21 protein-coding genes are annotated in these 20894 nt (G+C 61.5%); 13 read left to right on the forward strand and 8 right to left on the reverse strand.

The window, feature by feature from the left end:
* Positions 1-6 precede the first annotated feature (6 nt).
* The 3 genes from PVT67_RS03105 to PVT67_RS03115 all read right to left on the reverse strand — a co-directional run bounded on the left by PVT67_RS03105 (position 7) and on the right by PVT67_RS03115 (position 4748).
* Positions 7-453 carry a DP-EP family protein gene (locus tag PVT67_RS03105; protein WP_301497709.1) on the reverse strand — a complete coding sequence of 149 codons (447 nt, stop codon included), beginning with the start codon at positions 451-453 and terminating at the stop codon, positions 7-9.
* Between the two features lie 2 nt (positions 454-455).
* On the reverse strand, positions 456-3719 hold the full coding sequence (locus PVT67_RS03110; protein WP_301497711.1) for an nSTAND1 domain-containing NTPase: 3264 nt from the start codon (positions 3717-3719) through the stop codon (positions 456-458).
* Positions 3720-3833: 114 nt separating this feature from the next.
* Positions 3834-4748, reverse strand: coding sequence for an IS5 family transposase (locus tag PVT67_RS03115; RefSeq protein WP_301494219.1), 915 nt, complete (start codon positions 4746-4748; stop codon positions 3834-3836).
* A 318-nt stretch (positions 4749-5066) separates the two neighbouring features.
* On the opposite strand from PVT67_RS03115, the gene PVT67_RS03120 reads away from it, so the two are divergent.
* A complete protein-coding gene (locus tag PVT67_RS03120; RefSeq protein WP_301497714.1) occupies positions 5067-5585 on the forward strand; it encodes a hypothetical protein in 519 nt (172 codons plus the stop codon).
* Between the two features lie 4 nt (positions 5586-5589).
* Here the strand turns inward: PVT67_RS03120 and PVT67_RS03125 are convergent, their stop codons facing one another.
* Positions 5590-6639: an MBL fold metallo-hydrolase gene (locus PVT67_RS03125; RefSeq protein WP_301497716.1), complete on the reverse strand. Its 1050-nt coding sequence runs from the start codon at positions 6637-6639 to the stop codon at positions 5590-5592.
* A 98-nt stretch (positions 6640-6737) separates the two neighbouring features.
* Here PVT67_RS03125 and PVT67_RS03130 point away from each other — a divergent pair, with 98 nt between their 5' ends.
* Entirely contained in the window at positions 6738-7343 is a 606-nt protein-coding gene (locus PVT67_RS03130) for a TetR/AcrR family transcriptional regulator (RefSeq protein ID WP_301497718.1), read from the forward strand.
* Positions 7344-7541: 198 nt separating this feature from the next.
* Complete coding sequence (locus PVT67_RS03135) at positions 7542-8069, forward strand: hypothetical protein (RefSeq protein WP_301497720.1); 528 nt, start codon at positions 7542-7544, stop codon at positions 8067-8069.
* A 336-nt stretch (positions 8070-8405) separates the two neighbouring features.
* Here the strand turns inward: PVT67_RS03135 and PVT67_RS03140 are convergent, their stop codons facing one another.
* Positions 8406-8765: a hypothetical protein gene (locus tag PVT67_RS03140; RefSeq protein ID WP_301497722.1), complete on the reverse strand. Its 360-nt coding sequence runs from the start codon at positions 8763-8765 to the stop codon at positions 8406-8408.
* Complete coding sequence (locus PVT67_RS03145; RefSeq protein WP_301497724.1) at positions 8765-9259, reverse strand: ImmA/IrrE family metallo-endopeptidase; 495 nt, start codon at positions 9257-9259, stop codon at positions 8765-8767. The genes PVT67_RS03140 and PVT67_RS03145 overlap by 1 nt, the downstream gene beginning before the upstream one ends.
* 1534 nt (positions 9260-10793) lie before the next feature.
* Between PVT67_RS03145 and dusA the strand changes: the two genes are divergently transcribed.
* The 4 genes from dusA (at position 10794) to PVT67_RS03165 (ending at position 12849) form a co-directional block, all read left to right on the forward strand.
* Positions 10794-11771 carry a tRNA dihydrouridine(20/20a) synthase DusA gene (gene dusA, locus PVT67_RS03150; protein WP_301497726.1) on the forward strand — a complete coding sequence of 326 codons (978 nt, stop codon included), beginning with the start codon at positions 10794-10796 and terminating at the stop codon, positions 11769-11771.
* Between the two features lie 173 nt (positions 11772-11944).
* Positions 11945-12220, forward strand: coding sequence for a hypothetical protein (locus PVT67_RS03155; RefSeq protein ID WP_301497728.1), 276 nt, complete (start codon positions 11945-11947; stop codon positions 12218-12220).
* 93 nt (positions 12221-12313) lie between these two features.
* Positions 12314-12532 carry a PspC domain-containing protein gene (locus PVT67_RS03160; protein WP_301497730.1) on the forward strand — a complete coding sequence of 73 codons (219 nt, stop codon included), beginning with the start codon at positions 12314-12316 and terminating at the stop codon, positions 12530-12532.
* Positions 12514-12849: a hypothetical protein gene (locus tag PVT67_RS03165; protein WP_301497733.1), complete on the forward strand. Its 336-nt coding sequence runs from the start codon at positions 12514-12516 to the stop codon at positions 12847-12849. Before PVT67_RS03160 ends, PVT67_RS03165 begins: the two co-directional genes overlap by 19 nt.
* Here PVT67_RS03165 and PVT67_RS03170 read toward each other — a convergent pair.
* The gene (locus PVT67_RS03170; protein ID WP_301497735.1) at positions 12836-13579 is read right to left on the reverse strand and encodes an enoyl-CoA hydratase-related protein; all 744 of its coding nucleotides are present in this window, start codon (positions 13577-13579) and stop codon (positions 12836-12838) included. The two genes, PVT67_RS03165 and PVT67_RS03170, sit on opposite strands and share 14 nt — an antisense overlap.
* Positions 13580-13650: 71 nt before the next feature.
* Here PVT67_RS03170 and PVT67_RS03175 point away from each other — a divergent pair, with 71 nt between their 5' ends.
* From PVT67_RS03175 to PVT67_RS03185, 3 genes are all read left to right on the forward strand, one after another.
* The gene (locus PVT67_RS03175; protein WP_301497738.1) at positions 13651-14094 is read left to right on the forward strand and encodes a copper chaperone PCu(A)C; all 444 of its coding nucleotides are present in this window, start codon (positions 13651-13653) and stop codon (positions 14092-14094) included.
* 9 nt (positions 14095-14103) lie between these two features.
* Positions 14104-15063, forward strand: a complete 960-nt coding sequence (locus PVT67_RS03180; protein ID WP_301497740.1) for a DUF2333 family protein — start codon at positions 14104-14106, stop codon at positions 15061-15063.
* A gap of 158 nt (positions 15064-15221) precedes the next feature.
* The gene (locus PVT67_RS03185) at positions 15222-15971 is read left to right on the forward strand and encodes a TIGR04219 family outer membrane beta-barrel protein (RefSeq protein WP_301497742.1); all 750 of its coding nucleotides are present in this window, start codon (positions 15222-15224) and stop codon (positions 15969-15971) included.
* A gap of 59 nt (positions 15972-16030) precedes the next feature.
* On the opposite strand, the gene PVT67_RS03190 is transcribed toward PVT67_RS03185, so the two are convergent.
* Entirely contained in the window at positions 16031-16711 is a 681-nt protein-coding gene (locus PVT67_RS03190; RefSeq protein WP_301497744.1) for a GAF domain-containing protein, read from the reverse strand.
* A 168-nt stretch (positions 16712-16879) separates the two neighbouring features.
* Between PVT67_RS03190 and PVT67_RS03195 the strand changes: the two genes are divergently transcribed.
* Genes PVT67_RS03195 through PVT67_RS03205 form a run of 3 tightly spaced genes read left to right on the forward strand, consistent with a single transcriptional unit; the run spans position 16880 to position 20893 of the window.
* Complete coding sequence (locus PVT67_RS03195) at positions 16880-18562, forward strand: diflavin oxidoreductase (protein ID WP_301497746.1); 1683 nt, start codon at positions 16880-16882, stop codon at positions 18560-18562.
* Positions 18562-20229 carry an assimilatory sulfite reductase (NADPH) hemoprotein subunit gene (gene cysI, locus PVT67_RS03200; RefSeq protein WP_301497748.1) on the forward strand — a complete coding sequence of 556 codons (1668 nt, stop codon included), beginning with the start codon at positions 18562-18564 and terminating at the stop codon, positions 20227-20229. The genes PVT67_RS03195 and cysI overlap by 1 nt, the downstream gene beginning before the upstream one ends.
* Positions 20204-20893: a phosphoadenylyl-sulfate reductase gene (locus tag PVT67_RS03205; RefSeq protein ID WP_301497751.1), complete on the forward strand. Its 690-nt coding sequence runs from the start codon at positions 20204-20206 to the stop codon at positions 20891-20893. The genes cysI and PVT67_RS03205 overlap by 26 nt, the downstream gene beginning before the upstream one ends.
* The last annotated feature ends 1 nt before the right edge of the window (position 20894 follow it).

Here is a 20894-nt window from a genome sequence, read left to right on the forward strand (position 1 = left end):
AGGATATTAACCAGGAAGAGTTGCCTCGTCGTCATTGATGACCTGCGGATCGGCACTCAATAGCAACAGGTTCTTGGCCTTGCTGCCGCCAGGGGCGTTTTTAAAGCTGAAGCCGAACTGGAAGCCGACGCTGTATTGGTCAGAAGTGGCCTTGCTGACGTCATAGGGGTTGGTCAGCACCAGGGTCTGGCCGCCGTTAATGATCTGGGCCTCGGTGATCACGTTGTTGAAGGGGTTGCTGAAGGCGACGCCGTTAAAGGCAAAGCCGTAGTCCCGCTGGGTGGCGTTGTCTACGATGGTATATTCCAGGTAGCAAGGGCCAGTTGCGATCACGCATTCGCAGCTTTGGCCTTCGGCCTCGTAAATAAAATTAAAGCCGTTCTGCTCGTCACCGCTGATAATGACGTTGATCTGCTTGGTCGGGTAATTGGGGTTGGTTTCTGATATTGACATTGCTATTTCCTTGTCATGGTGTAAAAGTTGGCTGGTATGTTCTCTTGCTTAAGTAAGAGTAAGAGCGCTTGTTCATTTGATAACTTTCCAACGCAGTCCAATGCTCTTGCGTAGGGAGTGATAATGCTTGGTGATTTATTATTTGCCACTAAAGGATATAGAAGAGACAAAGCCTTTTTGCAGTCGTGACTAGACAGCAGCTTTTCGCCTAAATTGAGGTGGATGGAACTCCTTGTTAAGTAGCTTTCTGCTAATCCGAGCGATACTGCTACTTTTTTGTTTTCTGCTTTATAACGTTTTTCATAAAGCTCAATAGCCATACTTATGTTATTATCAGCAAGCTCTGGATGATTATTGAGACTATAGAGCGCGATCGTCTTATAAAAAATTGAAAGCAATTCTGTTGAGCGTTGTTCGTTTGAATCTTTTGCGAAATCTAAAATTGATCTATGTAATGATTGTGGTGTGTCGTAATTGCTGCTACATGAACTGATAGTGCAAAAATTAAATAAGTAAAGGCGAGCCAATAGCTCTTGTGTTTTCCATGTTTTATTTTTTTTGTCTTGCGACAGAGCTGCATGTGTTGCTTTTAACGCTTCTTTTATCACACTTATTGCTTCAGCATTGTTTCCTGAACCAGAAAGCAGCAATGCTTGTTGTCTTAATGTTGCTTCCAATCGATGCAGCATGTAACCATTTGTCAAAAAATGTTCAGTGCTAAATTCCTGCCGATTTTTTTCATAGATGATCAGGGCTTCTTTGACCCTACCTTCAGCGCTATTTGCGCTGGCCAGCCAGGAGCGGGTATCGACCACATCGGCCATCCGCTGGACATTGGTGGGGTCCTGCTTCAGGGCCTGCTCCTTAAGGGCCAGGGAACGTTCGAAGTGTTGGCGCGCCTCGCCGAAGTTCTGCTCCTTCATCTGCACCGAGCCCAGGCTGTTAAGGGCGTAGGACAGCTCCATCAGGGCGTTGCCGTCCTGGGGGGCCTGGTCGAACATGGCCTGGCTGTAGGTCAGGTACTGGCTGAACCAGCCGGCGGCCCCCGGCCAGTCGGCCTGATCGTAGCGGAGCTGGCCCAGCCAGTAGGCATTGGCCCCCAGGGACTTCAGCAGTTCCAGGTTATGGGGCTGGCTTTTTTGTAGCGGTAGCAGTTCTTTCTGGGCGGCCAGCAGGGCGCTCTTGGCTTCCTCCGTCTTGCCCCGGGAATAGGCCACTTCGGCCATGGCCTCCAGGGTCTGGCCGTGCTGGAAGCGGCCGTCGAAGCCGAGGTTGTCGTCGTCACTACCGGTACTGGTGAAGTATTCCAGGGCCTTGCTGGAGATGCCGTCCAGCAGATCCATGCGGCCTATGCCCCTCAGTTTGTCGGCGAAATCCCCCACCATGAAACCCAGCAGCTTTTCCGCCGCCAGCCGCCGCTCCGTGGCCTGCTTCTCGGCCTGGACGCTGCGCAGGCTCATCAGGCTGGCCACCAGGGCCAGGCAGCCCAGCAGCAGCACTGTGCCCGTCTTGAGGGCGCGGCGGCCCCTGGCCTTCTTGGCAGAAGCTGCGATCAGCGCCTTTTCCGACTCCTCGAGGCTGAACAGGGGGTTGGTTGCCAGGGCCTGGGCCTGGGCCAGGGGTTTGCCCTCGGGCAGCAGGTAGGCGGGGGCCTTGGCTTCCTGCTGCCAGCGCCTGGCCTGGTGCCCCAGGCGGGCCTGCTGGGCCAGGCTGTCCTTGTGGTCGGCTATCCATTGGCTGGCCCTGGGCCAGCGGCGCAGCAGGGCCTCGTGGGCTATGCCGAAGCTGGGCTCCCCCTGTTGCAGATGGGAGACGAAGAGCCTTTTCTCCACCATGGCCTGTACCAGGGCCCTTTCCTCGGCGCTGCCGAGCTGGGAGAGGCGGGCGCTGCGGCTGGTGATGGACTGCTCGTCCTCCCGCAGGGTGACCAACAAGGAGAGCACCCTGGGCAGGGCGTCGCGCTGGCCCTGGCTGAGCTGGCCAAGGGCTTCTTCGGCGGCCCGGCCTATGGCCCCTTCGATGCCGCCAAGGCCGCGGTAGACGGCGACCTTCAGCAGGCCCGCTTCGCTCCGGGCCAGGTAGAGCTGCTGCAACATGTATTGCAGCATGGGCAGCACGTCGGGGTTGGCGGCGGCGTCGAAGCAGAGCAGCTCGTCCAGGGGCTGGGCGCTGTCTGGGTCCTGCTCGAACGTCAGGCCAGCGGCCTGGGCCGGCAGCCGGATCATCTGCAGCAGCTCGCTGCGCCCAGGGGGCTCCAGGTCGAAATGGGCGCCACTCTGCTTGCCGGCCATCAGGCTGGGGTGGCTCACCAACTGGGGGTAGAAGTCGTTGCGGCAGGCCGCCAGCACCAGTACGGCGTTGCTGCGGGCAAAGGCGTCCAGCAAGGCGATAAAGCCCTGGCGCTCGGCCTCGCCAAAGAGCGGCGAGGACAGCAGCACTTCCAGGCGGTCGATAAAGAGGCAGTAGCGGGGCAGGGCATAAGGGCCCTGGGGCAGGGCGGCCTTGAGCCCGGCCAGCAGGGCGTCGGGCTCGGCCGCCAGCTTGGCGGCGAGGCTCTCGGCGCTCTCGTTCTCGAAGAGCGGCTGGCCACCCAGCTCCCAATCCAGCAAGGCGCTGGCCAGGGATGGCAGCAGCAGGCCCTGGCTGACGTCGGCCAAGTCCAGGCTGGTGTCGCTGACCAGGCCCAGGCCGTTGTAGCCCTGGGGCGTGGTGAGGTTGGGGATGATGCCGGCCTGGATAAGGGAGGACTTGCCGCAGCCGCTGGGGCCCAGCACCAGGCAGAAGTCGCGGCCGAATTTCACCTGGTGGTGGATGCGCTCCAGCAGGGTATGGATCTGGTTGCCGCGGCCATAGAAGACGCCGGCATGCTTGGCGTCGTAGGGCTGCAGGCCGGGGAAGGGGGAGCCGCCCTGCCAGTTCGCCACCTCGGCAGCCTTCTCGTCGCCCAGGGGGAAGCGCACGTCGGCCAGGGTACGGTAACCGCGCTTGCGGATGGTCTCGATATAGCGGGGGGCCGTGGCCTTGTCGCCCAGGGCGGCGCGCAACTGGGTGATGGTCTTGTGCAGGGGGTTGTCGCCGGTCTCTATGTTCGGCCAGCACTTGGCCAGCAGCTCCTCGCTGCCCACCACCTGGCCGGGGTGGCGGCAGAGGTAGAGCAGCACGTCCATGGCCTTGGGCTCCAGCTGCTTGACGCGCTGGCCTTGGCGCAGGCTGTTGGCCTTGGGGGTAACCTGCCAGTCCCCGAAGAAAAAGTGGTTGTTGCCCATGATCCTGGAGCGCTTGTTGTTTTCCGTCTTGGTTTCCAGCCTACCTTAGCCTTGTTACGGCGTTGTTGATCAAATCAGAGCCTGGAAAGCCTGCTCCTAAAGGGCTTGCTGCCCTTAACTGACCTGGCGAACAGGCATGCCGAGGCCCAGCATTTTGTTCATCACCTTCACCCCAGCCAAAGCCTCTGCCACTTGGCCGTTGTAGTCGCGCAGACTCAGCTTCGGGCTGATGAGCTGCTTGTATCGCGACATAGCCGTTTCCGCTTTTGAGCGTTGGTGATAGCCGCTTTCCCTTTTCCACTCGGCCAGTTGCCCGGCTTTCAGCGCCGCCACTGCCTCGTTCCTTGGGTGACCTTGCTCCCAGTACCCCGCTGTCTTGCGAGGCGGGATGCTGGCTTTGGCGCCTTTTCTTTGCAGTAGCCGGTGGCAGGCTCTGCTGTCGTAAGCCCCGTCGGCGCTGACTTGGTCGATACGGCGGCGCAGAGGATTGAGCAGGCCGGGCAGTACCTCGCTATCACCGACGTTTTCCAGGCTGACTTCGGCGGCGATAGCCTCATGGGTCTGCGCATCGACGGCCAGGTGTAGCTTGCGCCAGACACGGCGCTTCTCCTTGCCGTACTTGCGTTGCTTCCACTCGCCTTCGCCATAGACCTTGAGCCCGGTGGCGTCGATAACCAGGTGGGCAACTGGGCCCTTGCTGGGCAGGCGGTAGCGGATGTTGACCGTCTTGGCGCGCTTGCTGATGCAGCTGTAACTGGGCGAGGTCAACGGCAGTTCCATCAACTGGAATAGCGAGTTGATAAAGCCTTCCAAGGCACGCAGCGGCAGGTCGAACAGGCCCTTGAGCATCAGCGCTGTCTCGATGGCGGTGTCGCTGTATTCGAAACCACGACCCCGACCGCCGTGATGCTGTTGGCAATGCCAATGGCGGGTAGCCGCTTCATCCATCCAGAAGGTTAATGAGCCTCGGTTAACCAAGGCGCGGTTGTAGTCTGCCCAATTGGTGATAGTGCGTTTAGCCTGACCCATCTGCTGTTCCCCATCGATACGTCGGGGATCGGATCACAGTCAGGCGGATTGGTTCACCGGATTTGGGAAACAACGCCGGTTTCCAGCCTACCTTAGCCTTGTTACTAGGCAACCATTTATTTGTGTGAAATGTAAAAGCCCAGTTGAACGGCTGCAGCCCAGCTTATCAAGAGGCTTGCTCTTGCTGTTGCTGCCCGAGAGGTGAACAATGGTTGCGCGCTGGCCTTCAAGGCCGGTGAAGCTGGCTGTCGCCCCGGCAGGACAAGGGGATAAAGGCTAGGCCACAGATCGCCATCCACCTTTCAAGGAGTGAGAAAGATGCGCATCGCTACCTTCTTCGCCAGCATGCTGCTGGCTTCCGTCAACGCCGGTGCCGGCGCCGCAGGCCCCGCTGATATGGCCGCCGTCAGCCACTTCAAGCTGACCGGTGATTTCCTCAAGAAATGGGAAAGCTACCAGGAGCTGGCGGCCGAAAAGCCTTGCCAGCTCTCGCCCATGGTGCTGCTCAAGGACCAGGACGAGGCCCAAAGCCTGGACCAGGCCATCGGCGCTTTCGACGCCAAGCCCGGCGTCCATGCGGCCTTGTCCAAAGTCGGCCTGACGGCCCGCGAGGCCATCCTCGGCATGTCGGCCCTGATGGGGGCGGCTATGAAGGACATGGCAGCCCAGCATCCCGGCATGATGGAGACCGATGACGACGGTCCCGCCGTCAGCCCCCAGAACCTGGCTTTTTACCGCCAGCACAAGGATGAGCTGCACAGCCACCAGATGAAGCTGGCCCGTGAGCAGCTCAAGAGGAATGGCGGCAAACTGCCGGCATGCCTGATGGGGGGCTGAGCACTCAGCCCGAACTGGCTTCCCAGGCCGGTTCAACCTCGGCCAGCTCCCGCCACCAGGCGGAGCCGCGGTGGGGGCTGGCCAGCTCCAGCCGCTCCGACATGGCCGGGGTACTCACCGGCACCCCCTTGGCCAATCCCAGGGCCTGGATCTGCTCGAAAGGGTCGTACCAGGCGTGCATGGCCAGGTCGAAAGTGCCGTTGTGGATGGGCAGCAGCCAGTGGCCCTGGAGATCCAAGTGGGCCTGCAGGCTCTCCCTGGGCTGCATATGCACGCCGGGCCAGTTGGCGTCGTAGGCGCCGGTCTCCATCAGGGTCAGGTCGAAGGGGCCGTACTGCTCCCCTATGGCCTTGAAGCCGTCGAAATAGCCCGAGTCGCCGCTGAAGAAGAGCCGTTGCCGGCCGCTGTCGATGACCCAGGAACACCAGAGCCGGCTGTTGCCGTCACCAAGGCCCCGGCCCGAGAAATGCTGGCTGGGGGTGGCCACCAGGCTGACGTCCCCCACCTGGGTCTGCTGCCACCAGTCCAACTGCCGGATCTTCCCCGCCGGCAGCCCCCATGCCACCAGCAGGTCACCGACTCCGGTCGGGGTCAGGAAGTGCTTGGTCTTGGCTTCCAGGGCCAGCACCGCGGCCTTGTCCAGGTGATCGTAATGATCGTGGGAGAGGATCACCGCCTCGATGGGCGGCAGCTCGTTGATGCCGATGGGCACCTGGTGGAAGCGCTTGGGCCCCAGCCATTGCACCGGCGAGGCCCGTTCGGAAAAGACCGGATCGGTGAGCCAGAACAGACCGTGCAATTTCAGCAGCACCGTGGAGTGGCCCAGGCGCCAGAGGCTGTGATCCGGCGCCGCCAGCAGCTGCGCCTGGCTCAGCTTTTCCACCTCGAAACCCCTGGCCGGCTGGGTATGGCGGGGTTTGTTGAAGAAGAAGTCCCAGAAGATCTTGAGGGTCTTGCCGAGGCCGGCCTTGGGCATGGGGGCGGCGTTGCGGTACTGCTTGCCCTGGCGGCGGTAGCGGGGCAGGTCATCTGGCAAGGGGGCATTGTGGGACATGGACGGCTCCTCCATAAATTACACTGCACAGTGTAGTTTTCGATTTGTGGAAAGTAAACTGGTGAGTGTAAAATTTACTTATCTAGCCCGGAGCCCCCATGACCAAGACCCGCCTCACCGACCTCAAACGCCATGCCATCATCCAGGCCGCCATCGACGAATTCCGCGAGAACGGCTTCGATGCCACCAGCATGGACGCCGTCGCGGCCAGGGCCGGGGTCTCCAAACGTACCTTATACAACCACTTTGCCGGTAAGGATCTGCTGTTCGCCGAGATCCTCGACCAGCTCTGGCAAAGCTGCCAGCCCAGTGAGGAGCGGGGCTACCGCCGGGACCAGCCGCTGCGCCCCCAGCTCAAGGCGCTGCTGGCGGCCAAGATGACCATGCTGGCCGACCCCAATTTCCTGAGCCTGGCCAGGGTGCTGCTGGCCGAAACCATCCACTCGCCGCAAAGGGCCAGGGACATGGTGGCGCGCCTGGGGGAAAAGGAGCAGGGCCTGGGTCAATGGCTGGCCGCCGCCAAAGCCGACGGCCGCCTCAAGGAAGTAGAGCCGGAATTCGCCGCCCAACAGCTGATGGGCATGATCAAGGCCTTCGCCTTCTGGCCGCAGCTGACCTTGGGCCAGGGGGTTTTAAGCCCGGCCGAAGCCGACAAGGTGGTGGATGGCGCCTTGGATATGTTTTTGGCGTGCTATGAAAGTTGACGAATATCGACTTGGCCCTCGTCTGTTTTCCCTATAGTTTGGTAGATGTCGCCGGCGGCGCTGTAGTATCCGAACTGGTGCCATTCAGCGACAGGTACACCATTATCAGTTCTGAGGTGTCCCCATCACCATCATGGTGGAACACCGGAAGTTCAGACGCAGGATGCGGTAAGGACAGCAAAGCAAGGAGGCGGCAAAGTGAAAAAGGCTTTTACCTACTGCAATGCCCGCGGGCATATCGGTGCCTACGAGCTTGGCAACTTCTCCGAGACGGAAGCCCACTACCAAGGCTTTCTAGCCAGCGGTGGCGGCATTCGCACTTTCCGCAAGGACAGGGTGATCCAATACTTCGACACCTTGGCCGATGCCGAGGCCAATATTCCCACCCACTTCATACTCCCGGAAGACGCAGCAGCACCGAAAGCCACTGGTGTTCCCTGGGAAGAGCGAAGCCCCACCATCTGCTTCACCGGCTTTAAGAAGGATATCAAAGCAGAACTCTCAGACCTGGCAGAAGGCAATGGCTTGGCGTTGCGGACGGGCGTTTCTGGCCAGCTCAGTTTCCTGTGCTGCGGTGTCAATGCCGGGCCGGTCAAGCTGGAGAAATCTCGGCTGGCCGGGGTGCTGATCCTAAGCGAAAGCCAGTTCCGTGCCATGCTGGAGACCGGCGAGATCCCCGAGCATGATGATGAGTTCCACTACACCGCTGAGACCCTTTCGGCTTAGACGTAACGACAAAACAAGGAGGCTAAAAAATGGCCCTGACCACTTGCAAAGAGTGTGGCAATTAGGTCTCTACCAGCGCCGATAAGTGTCCGCACTGTGGTGTTAAAAATCCCGGTGTGTCCTTGATTGGACTGGTGGTTGGTTTGTTGGCAATCGCTGCTCTGGTTTACGGGATGTTGTCTGGTGCTTGGGACTGGCTCCTCGCTGCTTTGGGGCTGTGAAGTGTTCCGCCAGTCTTGGGCTTCATGCTGGACAATTATCCCGAGTACAAGAAGCTTTTACCTATTGCTGGATATAAAAAAGGCCCGGATGGAATTTTTAATGCGCTGAGCTTTGTCACCCCGATTTCTTCGGGAAAAGGTTCTTGGTGATAACCAGGATAACGCCGAATACCTCCGCGAGCGTTCCGCCCATATAGAGGTTGAGTGACCACTCTGAAAATTTTAGCTTTCCCAATCCAACGCAGAAAAAAGTGATATTCATCATGATTAACTGGCAAATCAAAATGCCGATGAACCAGTTGGCGTAGCTCTTCTTTAATTTACGGTCTGCTTCAGCATCTAGCACTTGCTGATTTAGCATGGGATGAGTTGGTGACGTTAAGCTTTTGTCTTGAAGATTAGCTTTAATCTTCTTTAGCTCTTCATCTAAAAGCTTGGTAGCGTTTCCCTTAAATAAAGTGGTTCTATCTTCCATTAAGCCAGGCCCAAGCTTCTCAACCTATTCTTCAACGCTTCATTAGATACGCCAAAAAATCTCGAAATCTGGAAAATTGGCATGTCACTTTCAACCAAATCCATGACAGCAAATTGAGGCATCAGCAGACTGGCTGCAAAAGCATTTGCAAAGCGTTCTTCAGGGTCAGTTCCCATAGACGCAGAAGGCCCGCGCAGATCCACATACTCATATTCCTGGTCTGGGTCCATAGACTCGACTCTAGAAACGTAGTGGCCCAGCTCATGAGCGCACGAGAAACGCTTGCGGTTGGGGTGGTCAGCGTGATGCAGCGCGATTATCGGATCTTTCCCCGCTTCCTTGATCAGGGCCCCAGATATCATCTCTGGCAATTCGGTGTCGAGCACCTGAAGGCCCAAAGCTTTGGCAATGGTGACAGGATCGACCGGAAACCCCCGGTTTTGCCACACGTTTGCCAGGACTTTTCCTGCTTCTGCTTCTGGATTGAGTTGCATTATGCCCCCCCTGAAAAAGTGCGCGGAGCTTATACCTAAGTAAAGCCCCGCTGCAACGCCAGTGTGTCTTATAACATAGTGTAAAGGCAACACTGCCGTGTAAACTCCTAAACGTTTACTTCCAGTTCCACCTGGTTGGTGTAGCTGCCGTCGGTGATGCTGTGTACCACGCGGGCAGCGTCCTTTTTGCCTCGTCTATCTCCATCTTGAACACCTCCACCTTGGTCGGCAGGTCCGGGCTGATCACCGCGGGCAGCTATGCATACAGCACTGCTTGGGAAAGCTGGAGGTTGCAGTATCTTGTGGCTGAAGCGGTGTTTTTATTTCCTGATTTTCTTTCAGGCTACTTTATTCGCCGGGTCCCGGCCCGGCAGCCGGGTTACTTTGTTTTCGCACAAAGTAACCAAAAGCACCGCCCCGACGTTTCGCGATGTCCTTACCTCTGGTCGCTTGCCGCTGACCGCTGCGTACGGTTCCCGACGCGTCCTCCGCTCGCTCGACATCCCTGTCTCGCGCCAGCTCAGGCTCCCGGCGGTAAGGCGCTCCACTTAAAGGGGCTCCCAAAACGGGCAGCTTCGATTGGATCCTGTGTGATCAGCTTTTCTCTGGGCTCTTGAAAGTTGCGGATTATCAGTTGGGAAGCTGGAGTCGGAGCAGAGCTGCTCTGTTGCCCCCTTAAAGCCGCCGGGAGGGAAACTGCGTGAGAGAAGTCGAGGCAGGGATGCCGAGACAGGTGAGTACGTGTCTGGACACGCGTACGAACCGGTTCTCGGTAAGCAGTTGGACGAGCGGGAACCCCGCAGGGGCGGCGTCCAGGGGGTGCACTCTTTGGTTACTTTCTCTTGCGTAGAGAGAAAGTGACCCGGTGCCCGTTAGGGCGTCGGAAGGCTCTTAAATCCAGGGCAAGCTTTTCACTTGCCGGGTCCCGTCCCGGCAGCCGGGTTACTTTTTTTTACTTGGACCTTTCCTGGTCCTCGCCCTCCGGGTCATCGTCGCTATGCTCCGATGTTCAAAACCGTTCCAGACGATTTTGTCGGCAAAAGTAACCAAAAGAATCGCCCCGACGTTACGCGATGTCCTTACCTCTGGTCGTTCCGTGCAATAGGTAGACGAGGGCCTTTGGAACCCTCCCTGGTGGTTGTGACCGGCTCGCACATCCTGTGCTCGCGCCCAGCAGCATCAAAGCAGTGCTTTGATGCGCAAGCTTCGCCCCGACGCGTCCTCCGCTCGCTACCTAACCGGTCGCCGACATCCCTGTCGACTCGGGCCATCCATGGCCCTCGCCCTAACGGGTGATCTTCGCACACTCCGATATTCAAATTTGCTCCAGGCAAATTTGCCGCGCCAGCTCAGGCTCCCGGAGGCGCTCCACTTACAGGGGCTCCAAAAACGGGCAGCTTCGATAAGCTCCGTTGTTATATGCCGAAACAGGAGGGTGACGGTGCCGTAGCGCCATTGCCGACTACAAGCCTAAGGTTTGCCGCTGGGGCGGCCATTGAGTAAACTTTGCGCCCCCTAGATGTAAGAGCGCCCCATGCTGGACCGTACCTTCTCCGTTGCCCCCATGCTCGATTGGACTGACCGCCACTACCGGGTCTTTGCCCGGCAGCTGAGCCGCCATGCCCTGCTCTATACCGAGATGGTGACCACGGGCGCCATCATCCACGGCAAGGGTGACTACCTGGCCTTCAGCGAGGAGGAGCACCCGGTGGCGCTGCAGCTGGGGGGCGCCAACCCGGCCGATCTGGCCCACTGCGCGAAACTGGCCGAGGAACGGGGCTACGACGAGGTGAACATCAACGTCGGCTGCCCCTCGGACCGGGTGCAGAACGGCCGCTTCGGCGCCTGCCTGATGGCCGAGCCGGCCCTGGTGGCGGATTGCGTCAAGGCCATGAAGGATGTGGTCTCCATACCGGTGACGGTCAAGACCCGCATCGGTATCGACGACCAGGACAGCTACGGCTTCCTGGTGGATTTCGTGGAAAAGGTCAGCGCCGCTGGCTGCGACACCTTCGTGATCCACGCCCGCAAGGCCTGGCTCAACGGCCTGAGCCCCAAGGAAAACCGTGAGATCCCGCCCCTGGACTACCCCCGTGTCTACCAGCTCAAGCAGGACTTCCCGGCGCTGCACATAGGTATCAACGGCGGCATCAAGACCTTGGACGAGATGAAGGGCCACCTGGCGCACATCGACTCCGTGATGGTGGGGCGCGAGGCCTACCAAAACCCTTACCTGCTGGCCGAAGTGGACGCCGCCCTCTACGACGCCAGCCACCAGGCCCCCAGCCGCCGCCAGGTTGTGGAATCCCTCTTCCCCTATATAGAGCGGGAGCTGGCCGCCGGCGCCCGCCTTGGCCATATCAGCCGCCACATGCTGGGGCTCTTCAACGGCCAGACCGGCGGCCGCCGTTGGCGCCGTTACCTGTCGGAGAATGCCCATAAGCCCGGTGCCGGCTTGGAGGTGGTGGAAGCCGCCCTGGCCCTGACCGAGCGCGTCGAAGAGGAGTGGTGAAATTCGCCACAAGGGGTGGCGCATTTGCTCACCCCTGTCCCCATATCAGGCCACCTTCAGGGTGGTCTTTTTGTTTAAATCATTAAAAATCAATGAGATAAAAATATCTGTCGGGTTGGCACGGGCCTTGTAATAACCCAGGTGTATTCGATGACCCCAACAAGGAGTTGGCCATGAAAACCCTGAGTATCGTTGTTCTGGCCGGTGTTGTTACGTTGTCTACACCTGTTGCCGCCCAAGAAGATCTGACCAATACCGTCACCAACATGGTGGTGGAGCAAAGTGCCAAGGCCCTGGATACCATCCAGGCCAAGTTGAGCGATGAGCTGTCCAAGAAACTGGATGCCGCCATGGCCAACATGAGCTTCAGCATGGATGTCGCTGAAGACGCGCCTCAGGCCCCTGCCAAGGTCGATGCCCCTGCCACGCAGGACAAGGACCAGCACTGATGTTGAGCATGAGCGTACTGCTGCTGTACTGGTTGTTGCCGCCCTTGGTGGTAGTCCTGGGCGGCGCCGTTATCACCCTGATAGGAGGCGACCATGCGTGAGCGCTGGTATAGGGATACTACCCAGAAATTGCTGTTCGGCGTCTGTGCCGGCCTGGCACCTGTAATTGGCCTGGACAAGGCCTGGGTCAGGCTGGCCGCCCTGGTGGCGCTGCTGATCTCCCCTCTGACCACGGTCGTCATCTACGGCGTTGCCGTCTGGCTGCTGCCGGTCAAACCCTACCTGGAGGGCGAATGGCAAAGAAAATCCTGACAGCCGGCCTGGTGCTGCTGGTCATCGCCTGGTGCCTCTTCGCCTTCACCGGCCATTGGCACCACCAGGTGGTGATGCTGAGCGGTGACGACTGGGCCTGGCATTCGAATTCCCATCTGGGCGCCTTGGTCGTAGTAGGCCTGGTGCTGGCGGTGGCGCTGTTGACGGTAGGGGGTACCCTGCTGGGCGTCCTGGTCCTGCTGGCATTGATAGGCGGGAGCCTCTTCCTTGGACTGGCCTTCGTGTCCGTGCCGGTCTGGCTCCCGATCCTGGTGCTTTGGCTGCTGGTGCGGCCGGGCAGGCCTAGCGCCGGCTGAAGAAGGCGCGGATGGCGCCCTTGCACTCATCCCCTTGCAGCAGGCGCACGAATTCACGGGCCTCGTCGAAGATGGCCTTTTCCGCCTCGGCCTGGAAAGGGGCGCGGATCAACGCCTTGGTGGTGACCAGGGCGTCGCTGGGCAGCTGGGCCAGCTGCTTGGCCATGGCAAGGCCGGTAGCGCAGACGTCCTTTTCCACTACCTGGTTGATAAGGCCCTGGGCCAGGGCCTCTTCGCTGCTGTAGGCCTTGCCGGTCAGCAGCCACTCGTTGGCCTTGGCCTGGCCGACACGCTGGGCCAGCAGCACACTGGAGCCGGCTTCGGCGCAGAGCCCCAGGGCCACGAAGGGCAGCTGGAAGCGGGCGCCCTGCTGGGCCACGACCAGATCGCAGTGCAGCAGCACTGTGGTGCCTATGCCGACGGCAGGGCCTGCGACGGCGGCCAGCAGCGGTTTCTTGAAGCGCACCAGGGTGGTCAGGAAACGCAGTATGGGGCTGTCCTGCCCCAGATCCTTGAGGCTCAGGAAATCTTCCAGATCGTTGCCGGCGCAGAACACCTGATCGTTACCCTGCAGCAGCACGGCTTTGACAGCCAGGTCGGACTCGGCTTGGCTTAGGGCGTCGGTCAGGGCACTGTACATGGCCTGGGTCAGGGCGTTTTTCTTGTCGGCCCTGGCCAGTTTGACCACCAGGACGCCGTCTTCCAGCGCAGTAGTGACGAATTCAGTCATCTGGATTTCCTGTATCTTGTAATGGCTTCGGTACGTTAGACTGGTACAACCAGTAAAGCAAGGAGGGGTGGGTGAAATACGCAATCTCGACGCTGCTGTGGCTGGCCTTGGCGACGGCCTCGGTGACAGCCTCTACGGCCCTCTGGGCTGGCGAGCTGGAAGTGGAAAACCCCTGGGTACGGCTGATGCCTCCCGGCGTGGCCACGACCGCGGCCTACATGAAACTGCGCAACCAGGGCAGCAAAGCGGTTACCATCCAGAAAGTGGAAAGCACGGATGCCGGCAAGGTGATGCTGCACGGTTACCGCAACGACGGTGACAAGCTGCACATGGTGCCCATGGACAGCCTGACCCTGGCCCCTGGCGAGGTGGTCAGCCTGGAACCCGGCGCCCTGCACCTGATGCTGATGGGCCTCACCCACGGCCTGAGTGAAGGTCAGCCCCTGACCCTCACCCTGTATTATTCGGACGGGCAGAGCCAGCAGATCCTGGCCGAGCCCCGTGCACCTCAATAAGGAGTCGTTATGGCGAGAGGAAGAATCGTCACCTGGAGTATCGTCGGCCTGCTGTTGGTGGGTTACCTGCTGGGGGTTTACTGGTCCATGGAGCCTGACCGTTTCGACGTCAAGGCGGTGACCAGCCAGGCCCTGGCCAAGGATAACCTGCCCGACCAGACCGGCAGCACCCTTACCACCACCGTCATCACCATAGCCCAGACCTTGCTGGACAAGCCCGGTGGCTTCATCTCCAACGACGTCCTGCCCCCTTACGTCTTCCTGGACAACATGCCGGCCTGGGAATTTGGCAACTTGGAGTTGCTGCGCGACACCACCCTGGTGATGCGTAACGAGCTGTCCCGCTCCCAGTCCCAGTCCAGCGAGGACAAGGATCTCAAGGAAGCCCAGCCGCTGTTCAACGTGGACCGCCGCTCCTGGGTCATGCCGAGGGCCGAAAGCGCCTACCAGAACGGCATCAACCACCTGGTGGCCTACCGCGCCCGCCTCGGCAAGCAGGGCCCCGACAAGGCCGAGTTCTACGCCCGCGCCGACAACCTCAAGGAACTGCTGCGCCTGGTGGAAAAACGCCTGGGTAGCTACAGCCAGCGCCTGGCCGCCTCCGTGGGCCAGGAAAGCCTGGACGTGCCGGAAGGCAGCGACCCCAAGGGCGCCGACAGGGTGCGGACTTCCTGGTGGCAGCTGGACGACGTCTTTTACGAGGCCCGCGGTTACAGCTGGGGCCTGCTACATATCCTCAAGGCCGCCGAGGTGGATTTCGCGCCCATCCTCGAGAACAAGCATGCCGAGGTGAGCCTGCGCCAGATCATCCGTGAGCTGGAATCCACCCAGCAGACGGTGTGGAGCCCTATTATCCTCAACGGTTCCGGCTTCGGCCTGCTGGCCAACCATTCCCTGGTGATGGCCAACTACATCTCCAGGGCCAACGCCGCCGTGGTGGACCTGGAACAGCTGCTGGACAACGGCTAAAAGCGAGGTCGCCTTGGGCGGCCTTTTCTTTGCCTGACTCCCGGCCAAAAAAGCGGCGGCCGCGGCCGGGAATCAAGGAATCATCATGACATGTCTTGCCCGCCATCCTGGCCAGAGGCTACCCTCAGGGAACTCAGTTTCCGAGGAGAGAGACAACAATGAAAAAAATACTGCTTGCAACGGCCCTGCTGGGCAGCCTTTCCGTGCCCGCCTTCGCCGACAACGTCGGCATCTACGCCGGCATCGGCCAGTGGCAGAACAACTTCTCCGGCAACCTGCTGTCCGAGCAGGTCAGCGTCAAGGATGAGCTTGGCCTCAAGAGCGCCGACCTCACCCAGTGGTACGTCAACATCGAACACCCAGTGCCGGTGCTGCCCAACCTGCGCCTGGCCTACAGCAACATTTCCGAGAGCGGCAACGGCCAGCTGACCCAGAACGTCGATTTCGACGGCAACACCTATCCCGCCGGCACCCAGATCGGCAGCGATCTGCAGATCAAGATGACCGACGCCACCTTCTACTACGAGCTCTGGGACACAGGCGGCGACCTGGACCTGGGCCTGACCGCCCGTCGCATGAACGGCCACGCCAGGCTGTCCAACGACCTGGTGGGCAGCGGTGAAGAGAAGGTGGACCAATGGGTGCCCCTGGTCTACGTCAACGCCCGTATCGACCTGCCCATGACCGGCTTCTACGCCGGCGCCCAGGGCAACGGCATCACCTACAGCGGCAACCGCCTGACCGACTTCAGCGCCTTCGTCGGCTATGACTTCGACATCACAGGCCCAGTGGATGTGGGCGTGCAGCTGGGCTACCGCGCCCTTGAACTGAAACTCAAGGACATCGGCGACTTCGACGCCGACGTCAAGCTGGATGGCGCCTTCGCCAACGTCACCATGCACTTCTAAGCCTTTTCAGGCATGAAAAAACCGGCCAACTGGCCGGTTTTTTGTTTTGGGGTTGTGCCTCAGCCAACCTGGGTTGCCGTCCACAGCGCCAGGCCCACGAAGACGCCGAGCTTCTCGTCGTCGAAGTAGTGGGGGCTGAAGGCCTCGGCGTCCAGGATGCCGATGGTGTTACCCGCCTCGTCATAGAGGGGGATGCAGAGCTCGGCCTGCACCTTGGGATCGCAGGTGTAGTACTCGCCACCTTCTTTCAGGTAGGCGGCCACGTCCTGGATCAGGCGGCCCTTGCCACTCAGGCCGACGGTGGCGTTGTTGGAGATGGCGGCGAACTCGGGCGTCAGGGGAAATTCAGGGCGGGAAGGGGCGCCGCGGTAGGCGAACTTGACCAGCACCTTTTCACCGGCCGGATTGACCTTGGCGGGGTAGAGACCCAGCCAGTCGACCTGGGTCTGGCCGGTGATGGCCTCGACGGCGGCGTTGAGGCGGGCCAGCAGGGCGTCATTGGCGTCAGTCTGGCCGCCGAGGATGGGGCGCAGGTCGTAAGGTTCCTCGGCCAGTTGGCCGAACAGGGAGCAGGCACCGCCTTCCCCCAGCTCGGGAATCTGGTAGCGGTAATGGCCCAGGGGCTCGGCCGGGGCCAGGGGCGCCAAGATGTCCAGGGCGGCGGCGGTCGCCTCGGCGGCGGCCAGGCCGGCGGCACCCAGGCTCAGGCCGGACAGTTCGGCATAACGGGCGGCATTCATGGCACGCTCCTCGAAGATGGCAGAGGCAGGCATTCTACTGCGCCGCTTTCACACATCACAACGAACCGCTTATTCCGTAATGGCATACAAAAGCCAATTTTAATCTTTCGGTTTGGACGTCCAGCCGCCTACTATGCGGCCATCATCATAGTCCAGCATTGTGTGCCCATGACCCAAACACTGACCTTGCTGAGCCAGGCGCTCAGGGAACAATTGACCCAGCTCGGCAGCGACGATCTGCGCTGGCTGAGCGGCTACCTGGCCGGCCTGGCCGACGCCAAGGCCCCCGCCGGCCAAGTGGCCCAAGTCGCAGCCCCGGCCGCCTCCCGCCGCCCGCTGCTGGTGCTCTACGGCTCCCAGACCGGCAACGCCGAAGGCATAGCCCAGGCCCTGGCCGCCGCCGCAGAAGCGGCCGGCATCGAGGTGACCCTGGCTTCCATGGCCGGCTTCAAGGCCAAGAAACTGGCCGGTGCCCAGGACATGGCCCTGGTGGTGTCCACCCACGGCGACGGCGAGGCGCCGGACGACGCCCATGAGCTGCACCAACTGCTGGGCTCCAAGCGGGCTCCGGACCTGAGCCAGGCGCGCTTCGCCGTGCTGGCCCTGGGGGACAGCTCCTACCCGCTGTTCTGCCAGACCGGCAAGGACTTCGACGAGCGTCTGGCCGCCGCCGGTGGCCAGCGCCTCTTCGCTCGCATCGACGCCGATGTGGAGTTCGCCGCTTCTGCCCAGGCCTTCCAGGAAGCCCTGCTCAGCAAGCTGCTGGCGGCTCCCGCCCAGGCTGCTGCCGTGACCGCCGCCCCTGCCGTGCAGGCCGCCGCCCAGCCGACGAGGTCCAATCCGCTGCTGGCCGAGGTGTTGGCCGTGCATCCCCTGACCCTGGACGCCGGCCACGAGGTCTTCCACCTGGAGCTGGACGCTCCCGGCCTGCAATACCAGCCCGGCGACGCCTTGGGTATCTGGCCCGAGCAGAGCGAGGCCCTGGTGGAAGCGGTGCTGGCCGCCACCCAGCTCGGCGCCGACGAGCCGGTCAGCCTGGACGGCAAACAGCTGCGCCTCTTCGACGCCCTCAAGCTCAAGGAGCTGACCGAGCTGCATCCCCAGACCGTCAAGGCCCTGGGGCTCAGCGAAGGGCAGGGCCAGCTGCCGGAGCGTATCCGCACCCGCAGCGAGTCCCTGAGCGCCCAGCAACTCATCGACGCCTTGAAGCCCCTGGTGCCGCGCCTCTATTCCATCGCCTCCGCCCAGCGCGAAGTGGGTGAGGAAGTGCACCTGACCGTGGCCCTGGTGGCCTTCGACGCCGATGGCCAGAGCCGCTTCGGCGCCGCCTCCGGTTTCGTCTCCCGCCTGCAGCCTGGCGATGTGGTGCGGGTCTATGTGCAGGCCAACAACCGATTCCGCCTGCCGGCCGCCGATAAAGACGTGATCATGATAGGGCCCGGCACCGGCGTGGCCCCCTTCCGCGCCTTCCTGCAGGAGCGGGAAGCGGCTGAGGCCACAGGCCGTAACTGGCTCTTCTTCGGCAGCCGCTACCTGCGCAAGGACTTCCTCTACCAGACCGAGTGGCAGCGCTGGCTGGCAGAGGGGCAGCTGAGCCGCCTGAGCCTGGCCTTCAGCCGCGACCAGGCCGAGAAGATCTATGTCCAGCAGCGCCTCAAGGAAGAGGGAAGCGAGCTCTGGCAATGGCTGGAGCAGGGAGCCCACCTCTACGTGTGCGGCAGCGCCGACCCCATGGCCAAGGACGTGCACAAGGCCCTGGCCGAACTCATCGAGACCCACGGCAAGACCGATGGCGAAACCTATTTGAATGAACTGCGCGCCCAGGGCCGCTACCTGAGGGATGTTTACTGATGGCCTCTCCCAACGAACGTATCAAGAAAGACAGCCAGCACCTGCGTGGCACCCTGGCCGAGAGCCTGGGTGACGGCCACACCGGCGCCCTGCGCGCTAACGACACCCAGCTGTCCAAGTTCCACGGCTTCTACCAGCAGGACGACCGCGACGTCCGCGCCGAGCGGGCCAAGCGCAAGCTCGAGCCCCTCTACAGCTTCATGCTGCGTGCAAGGGTGCCGGGCGGCGTGGTCACCCCACAGCAGTGGCTTGTCATCGACCGCCTCGGCCGGGAGCTCAGTGGCGGCAGCGTGCGCCTGACCACCCGCCAGACCTTCCAGTACCACGGCATTTTGAAGGAAGGCCTCAAGCCCTTGATCCAGGGGCTGCACAGCGCCTTGCTGGACTCCATCGCCGCCTGCGGCGACGTCAACCGCAACGTGCTCTGCAACACCAACCCCGTGGACTCCAGCCTGCACGCCGAGGTCTACCGCCAGACTGTTTTGCTGTCCGAGCACCTGCTGCCGGGCACCCGCGCCTACCATGAGATCTGGCTGGACGAGGAGAAGGTGGCCCATTCGGAAGAGCCCATCTACGGCGATACCTACCTGCCCCGCAAGTTCAAGACGGCCGTGGCCATACCGCCCCACAACGACGTGGACGTCTATGCCAACGATCTGGGCTTCGTGGCCATCGCCGAGAACGGCAAGCTGCGCGGCTACAACGTGCTGGTGGGCGGCGGCATGGGCACCACCCATGGCGACACCGCCACTTACCCCCGTGCCGCCAGCGCCCTGGGCTTCATCAGCCCGGAGCAGATGAACGTAGTGGCCGAAGCCGTGCTCACCACCCAGCGCGATTTCGGCAACCGTGACGACCGCAAGAACGCCCGCCTCAAGTACACCTTGGACCGCCTGGGCGTCGATGCCTTCAGGGCCGAGGTGGAAAAGCGCAGCGGCGTCACCTTCCTGCCGGAGGTGCCTGTTGTCTTCACCCAGCAGGGTGACAGGTTCGGCTGGGTGCAGGGCATAGACGGCAAGGAACACCTGACCCTCTTCGTGCCCGAAGGCCGTCTCATCGACAAGGGCGAGCAGCGCTGGCTGGAAGGGCTGAGGGCCATAGCCCAGGTGCACCAGGGCGATTTCCGCATGACCGCCAACCAGAACCTCATCATCGCCGGCGTCCCCCAGGCGCAAAAAGCCCAGATTGACGCCCTGGTGGCCGAATATGGCCTCAAGGTGCCCACCAGCCGCCTGCGTGAAAACGCCATGGCCTGTGTGGCCCTGCCCACCTGCGGCCTGGCCATGGCCGAGGCCGAGCGTTACCTTGAGGACTTCGTGGCCAAGGTGCAGACACTGCTGGACGAAGTGGGGCTGGGGGACCAGGACATCGTCACCCGCATCACCGGCTGCCCCAACGGCTGCGCCAGGCCCTTCCTGGCCGAAATAGGCCTGGTGGGCAAGGCCCCCGGCCGCTACAACCTGTACCTGGGCGCCGATGGCCGCGGCCTGAGGGTCAACAAGCTGTACCGCGAGAACCAGACCGAGGCCGAGATCCTGGCCGAACTCAAACCGGTGCTGGCCCGTTACAAGGCAGAGGGCCTGGAGGCGGAGCGCTTCGGCGACTTCGTGGTCCGCGGCGGCATAGTCAAAGAGGTGAGAGATGCCCAAGTCGATTTTCACGCCTGACGACCAGGCGCTGCTCGAGTCCCTGGACGCCAGGGGCCGGGTGCGCTGGGCGCTGGACAACCTCGACGGCCACTTCGCCCTGAGCTCCAGCTTCGGCATCCAGAGCGCCGTCATGCTGCACCTGGTCAGCACAGAGGCGCCGGGGATACCGGTGATCTTCATCGACACCGGCTACCACTTTCCAGAGACCTACGGCTTCGTGGACCGGCTCACAGAGCGGCTCGGCCTCAACCTCAAGGTCTACGGCCCCAGGACCTCCGCCGCCTGGCAGGAGGTCCGTTTCGGCAAGCGCTGGGAGCAGGATCTCGCCGGCATCGAGGCTTACAACCAGGACAACAAGGTCGAGCCCATGCAGCGGGCCCTGGATGAACTGCAGGTGCAAAACTGGTTCGCCGGCCTGCGGCGCCAGCAGTCCGGCAGTCGCGCCGAGCGCGCCGTGCTGGAGGTACAGGACGGCCGCACCAAGGTCTATCCGCTCATCGACTGGAGCAACCGCGACGTGCACCAGTACCTGACGGCCAACGGCTTGCCCTACCACCCGCTCTGGGAACAGGGCTATGTGTCGGTGGGGGACTGGCACTCCACAGTGCCGCTGTCCGAAGGCATGCTGGAGGAAGACACCCGCTTCGGCGGCCTCAAGCGCGAATGCGGCCTGCACGGGTGAA

Origin of the sequence: Gallaecimonas kandeliae (genome assembly GCF_030450055.1) — a bacterium.
GTDB lineage: Bacteria > Pseudomonadota > Gammaproteobacteria > Enterobacterales > Gallaecimonadaceae > Gallaecimonas > Gallaecimonas kandeliae.

What these genes read in the sequence shown, in the direction of transcription:
- PVT67_RS03160 (WP_301497730.1), top strand. Translation starts at nt 12,314, where the DNA reads ATGCGTGAGCGCTGGTATAGGGATACTACCCAGAAATTGCTGTTCGGC.
- PVT67_RS03195 (WP_301497746.1), top strand. Translation starts at nt 16,880, where the DNA reads ATGACCCAAACACTGACCTTGCTGAGCCAGGCGCTCAGGGAACAATTG.
- PVT67_RS03115 (WP_301494219.1), bottom strand. Translation starts at nt 4,748, where the DNA reads ATGGGTCAGGCTAAACGCACTATCACCAATTGGGCAGACTACAACCGC.
- PVT67_RS03165 (WP_301497733.1), top strand. Translation starts at nt 12,514, where the DNA reads ATGGCAAAGAAAATCCTGACAGCCGGCCTGGTGCTGCTGGTCATCGCC.
- cysI (WP_301497748.1), top strand. Translation starts at nt 18,562, where the DNA reads ATGGCCTCTCCCAACGAACGTATCAAGAAAGACAGCCAGCACCTGCGT.
- PVT67_RS03105 (WP_301497709.1), bottom strand. Translation starts at nt 453, where the DNA reads ATGTCAATATCAGAAACCAACCCCAATTACCCGACCAAGCAGATCAAC.
- PVT67_RS03120 (WP_301497714.1), top strand. Translation starts at nt 5,067, where the DNA reads ATGCGCATCGCTACCTTCTTCGCCAGCATGCTGCTGGCTTCCGTCAAC.
- PVT67_RS03180 (WP_301497740.1), top strand. Translation starts at nt 14,104, where the DNA reads ATGGCGAGAGGAAGAATCGTCACCTGGAGTATCGTCGGCCTGCTGTTG.
- dusA (WP_301497726.1), top strand. Translation starts at nt 10,794, where the DNA reads ATGCTGGACCGTACCTTCTCCGTTGCCCCCATGCTCGATTGGACTGAC.
- PVT67_RS03125 (WP_301497716.1), bottom strand. Translation starts at nt 6,639, where the DNA reads ATGTCCCACAATGCCCCCTTGCCAGATGACCTGCCCCGCTACCGCCGC.
- PVT67_RS03140 (WP_301497722.1), bottom strand. Translation starts at nt 8,765, where the DNA reads ATGGAAGATAGAACCACTTTATTTAAGGGAAACGCTACCAAGCTTTTA.
- PVT67_RS03110 (WP_301497711.1), bottom strand. Translation starts at nt 3,719, where the DNA reads ATGGGCAACAACCACTTTTTCTTCGGGGACTGGCAGGTTACCCCCAAG.
- PVT67_RS03170 (WP_301497735.1), bottom strand. Translation starts at nt 13,579, where the DNA reads ATGACTGAATTCGTCACTACTGCGCTGGAAGACGGCGTCCTGGTGGTC.
- PVT67_RS03155 (WP_301497728.1), top strand. Translation starts at nt 11,945, where the DNA reads ATGAAAACCCTGAGTATCGTTGTTCTGGCCGGTGTTGTTACGTTGTCT.
- PVT67_RS03185 (WP_301497742.1), top strand. Translation starts at nt 15,222, where the DNA reads ATGAAAAAAATACTGCTTGCAACGGCCCTGCTGGGCAGCCTTTCCGTG.
- PVT67_RS03130 (WP_301497718.1), top strand. Translation starts at nt 6,738, where the DNA reads ATGACCAAGACCCGCCTCACCGACCTCAAACGCCATGCCATCATCCAG.
- PVT67_RS03145 (WP_301497724.1), bottom strand. Translation starts at nt 9,259, where the DNA reads ATGCAACTCAATCCAGAAGCAGAAGCAGGAAAAGTCCTGGCAAACGTG.
- PVT67_RS03205 (WP_301497751.1), top strand. Translation starts at nt 20,204, where the DNA reads ATGCCCAAGTCGATTTTCACGCCTGACGACCAGGCGCTGCTCGAGTCC.
- PVT67_RS03190 (WP_301497744.1), bottom strand. Translation starts at nt 16,711, where the DNA reads ATGAATGCCGCCCGTTATGCCGAACTGTCCGGCCTGAGCCTGGGTGCC.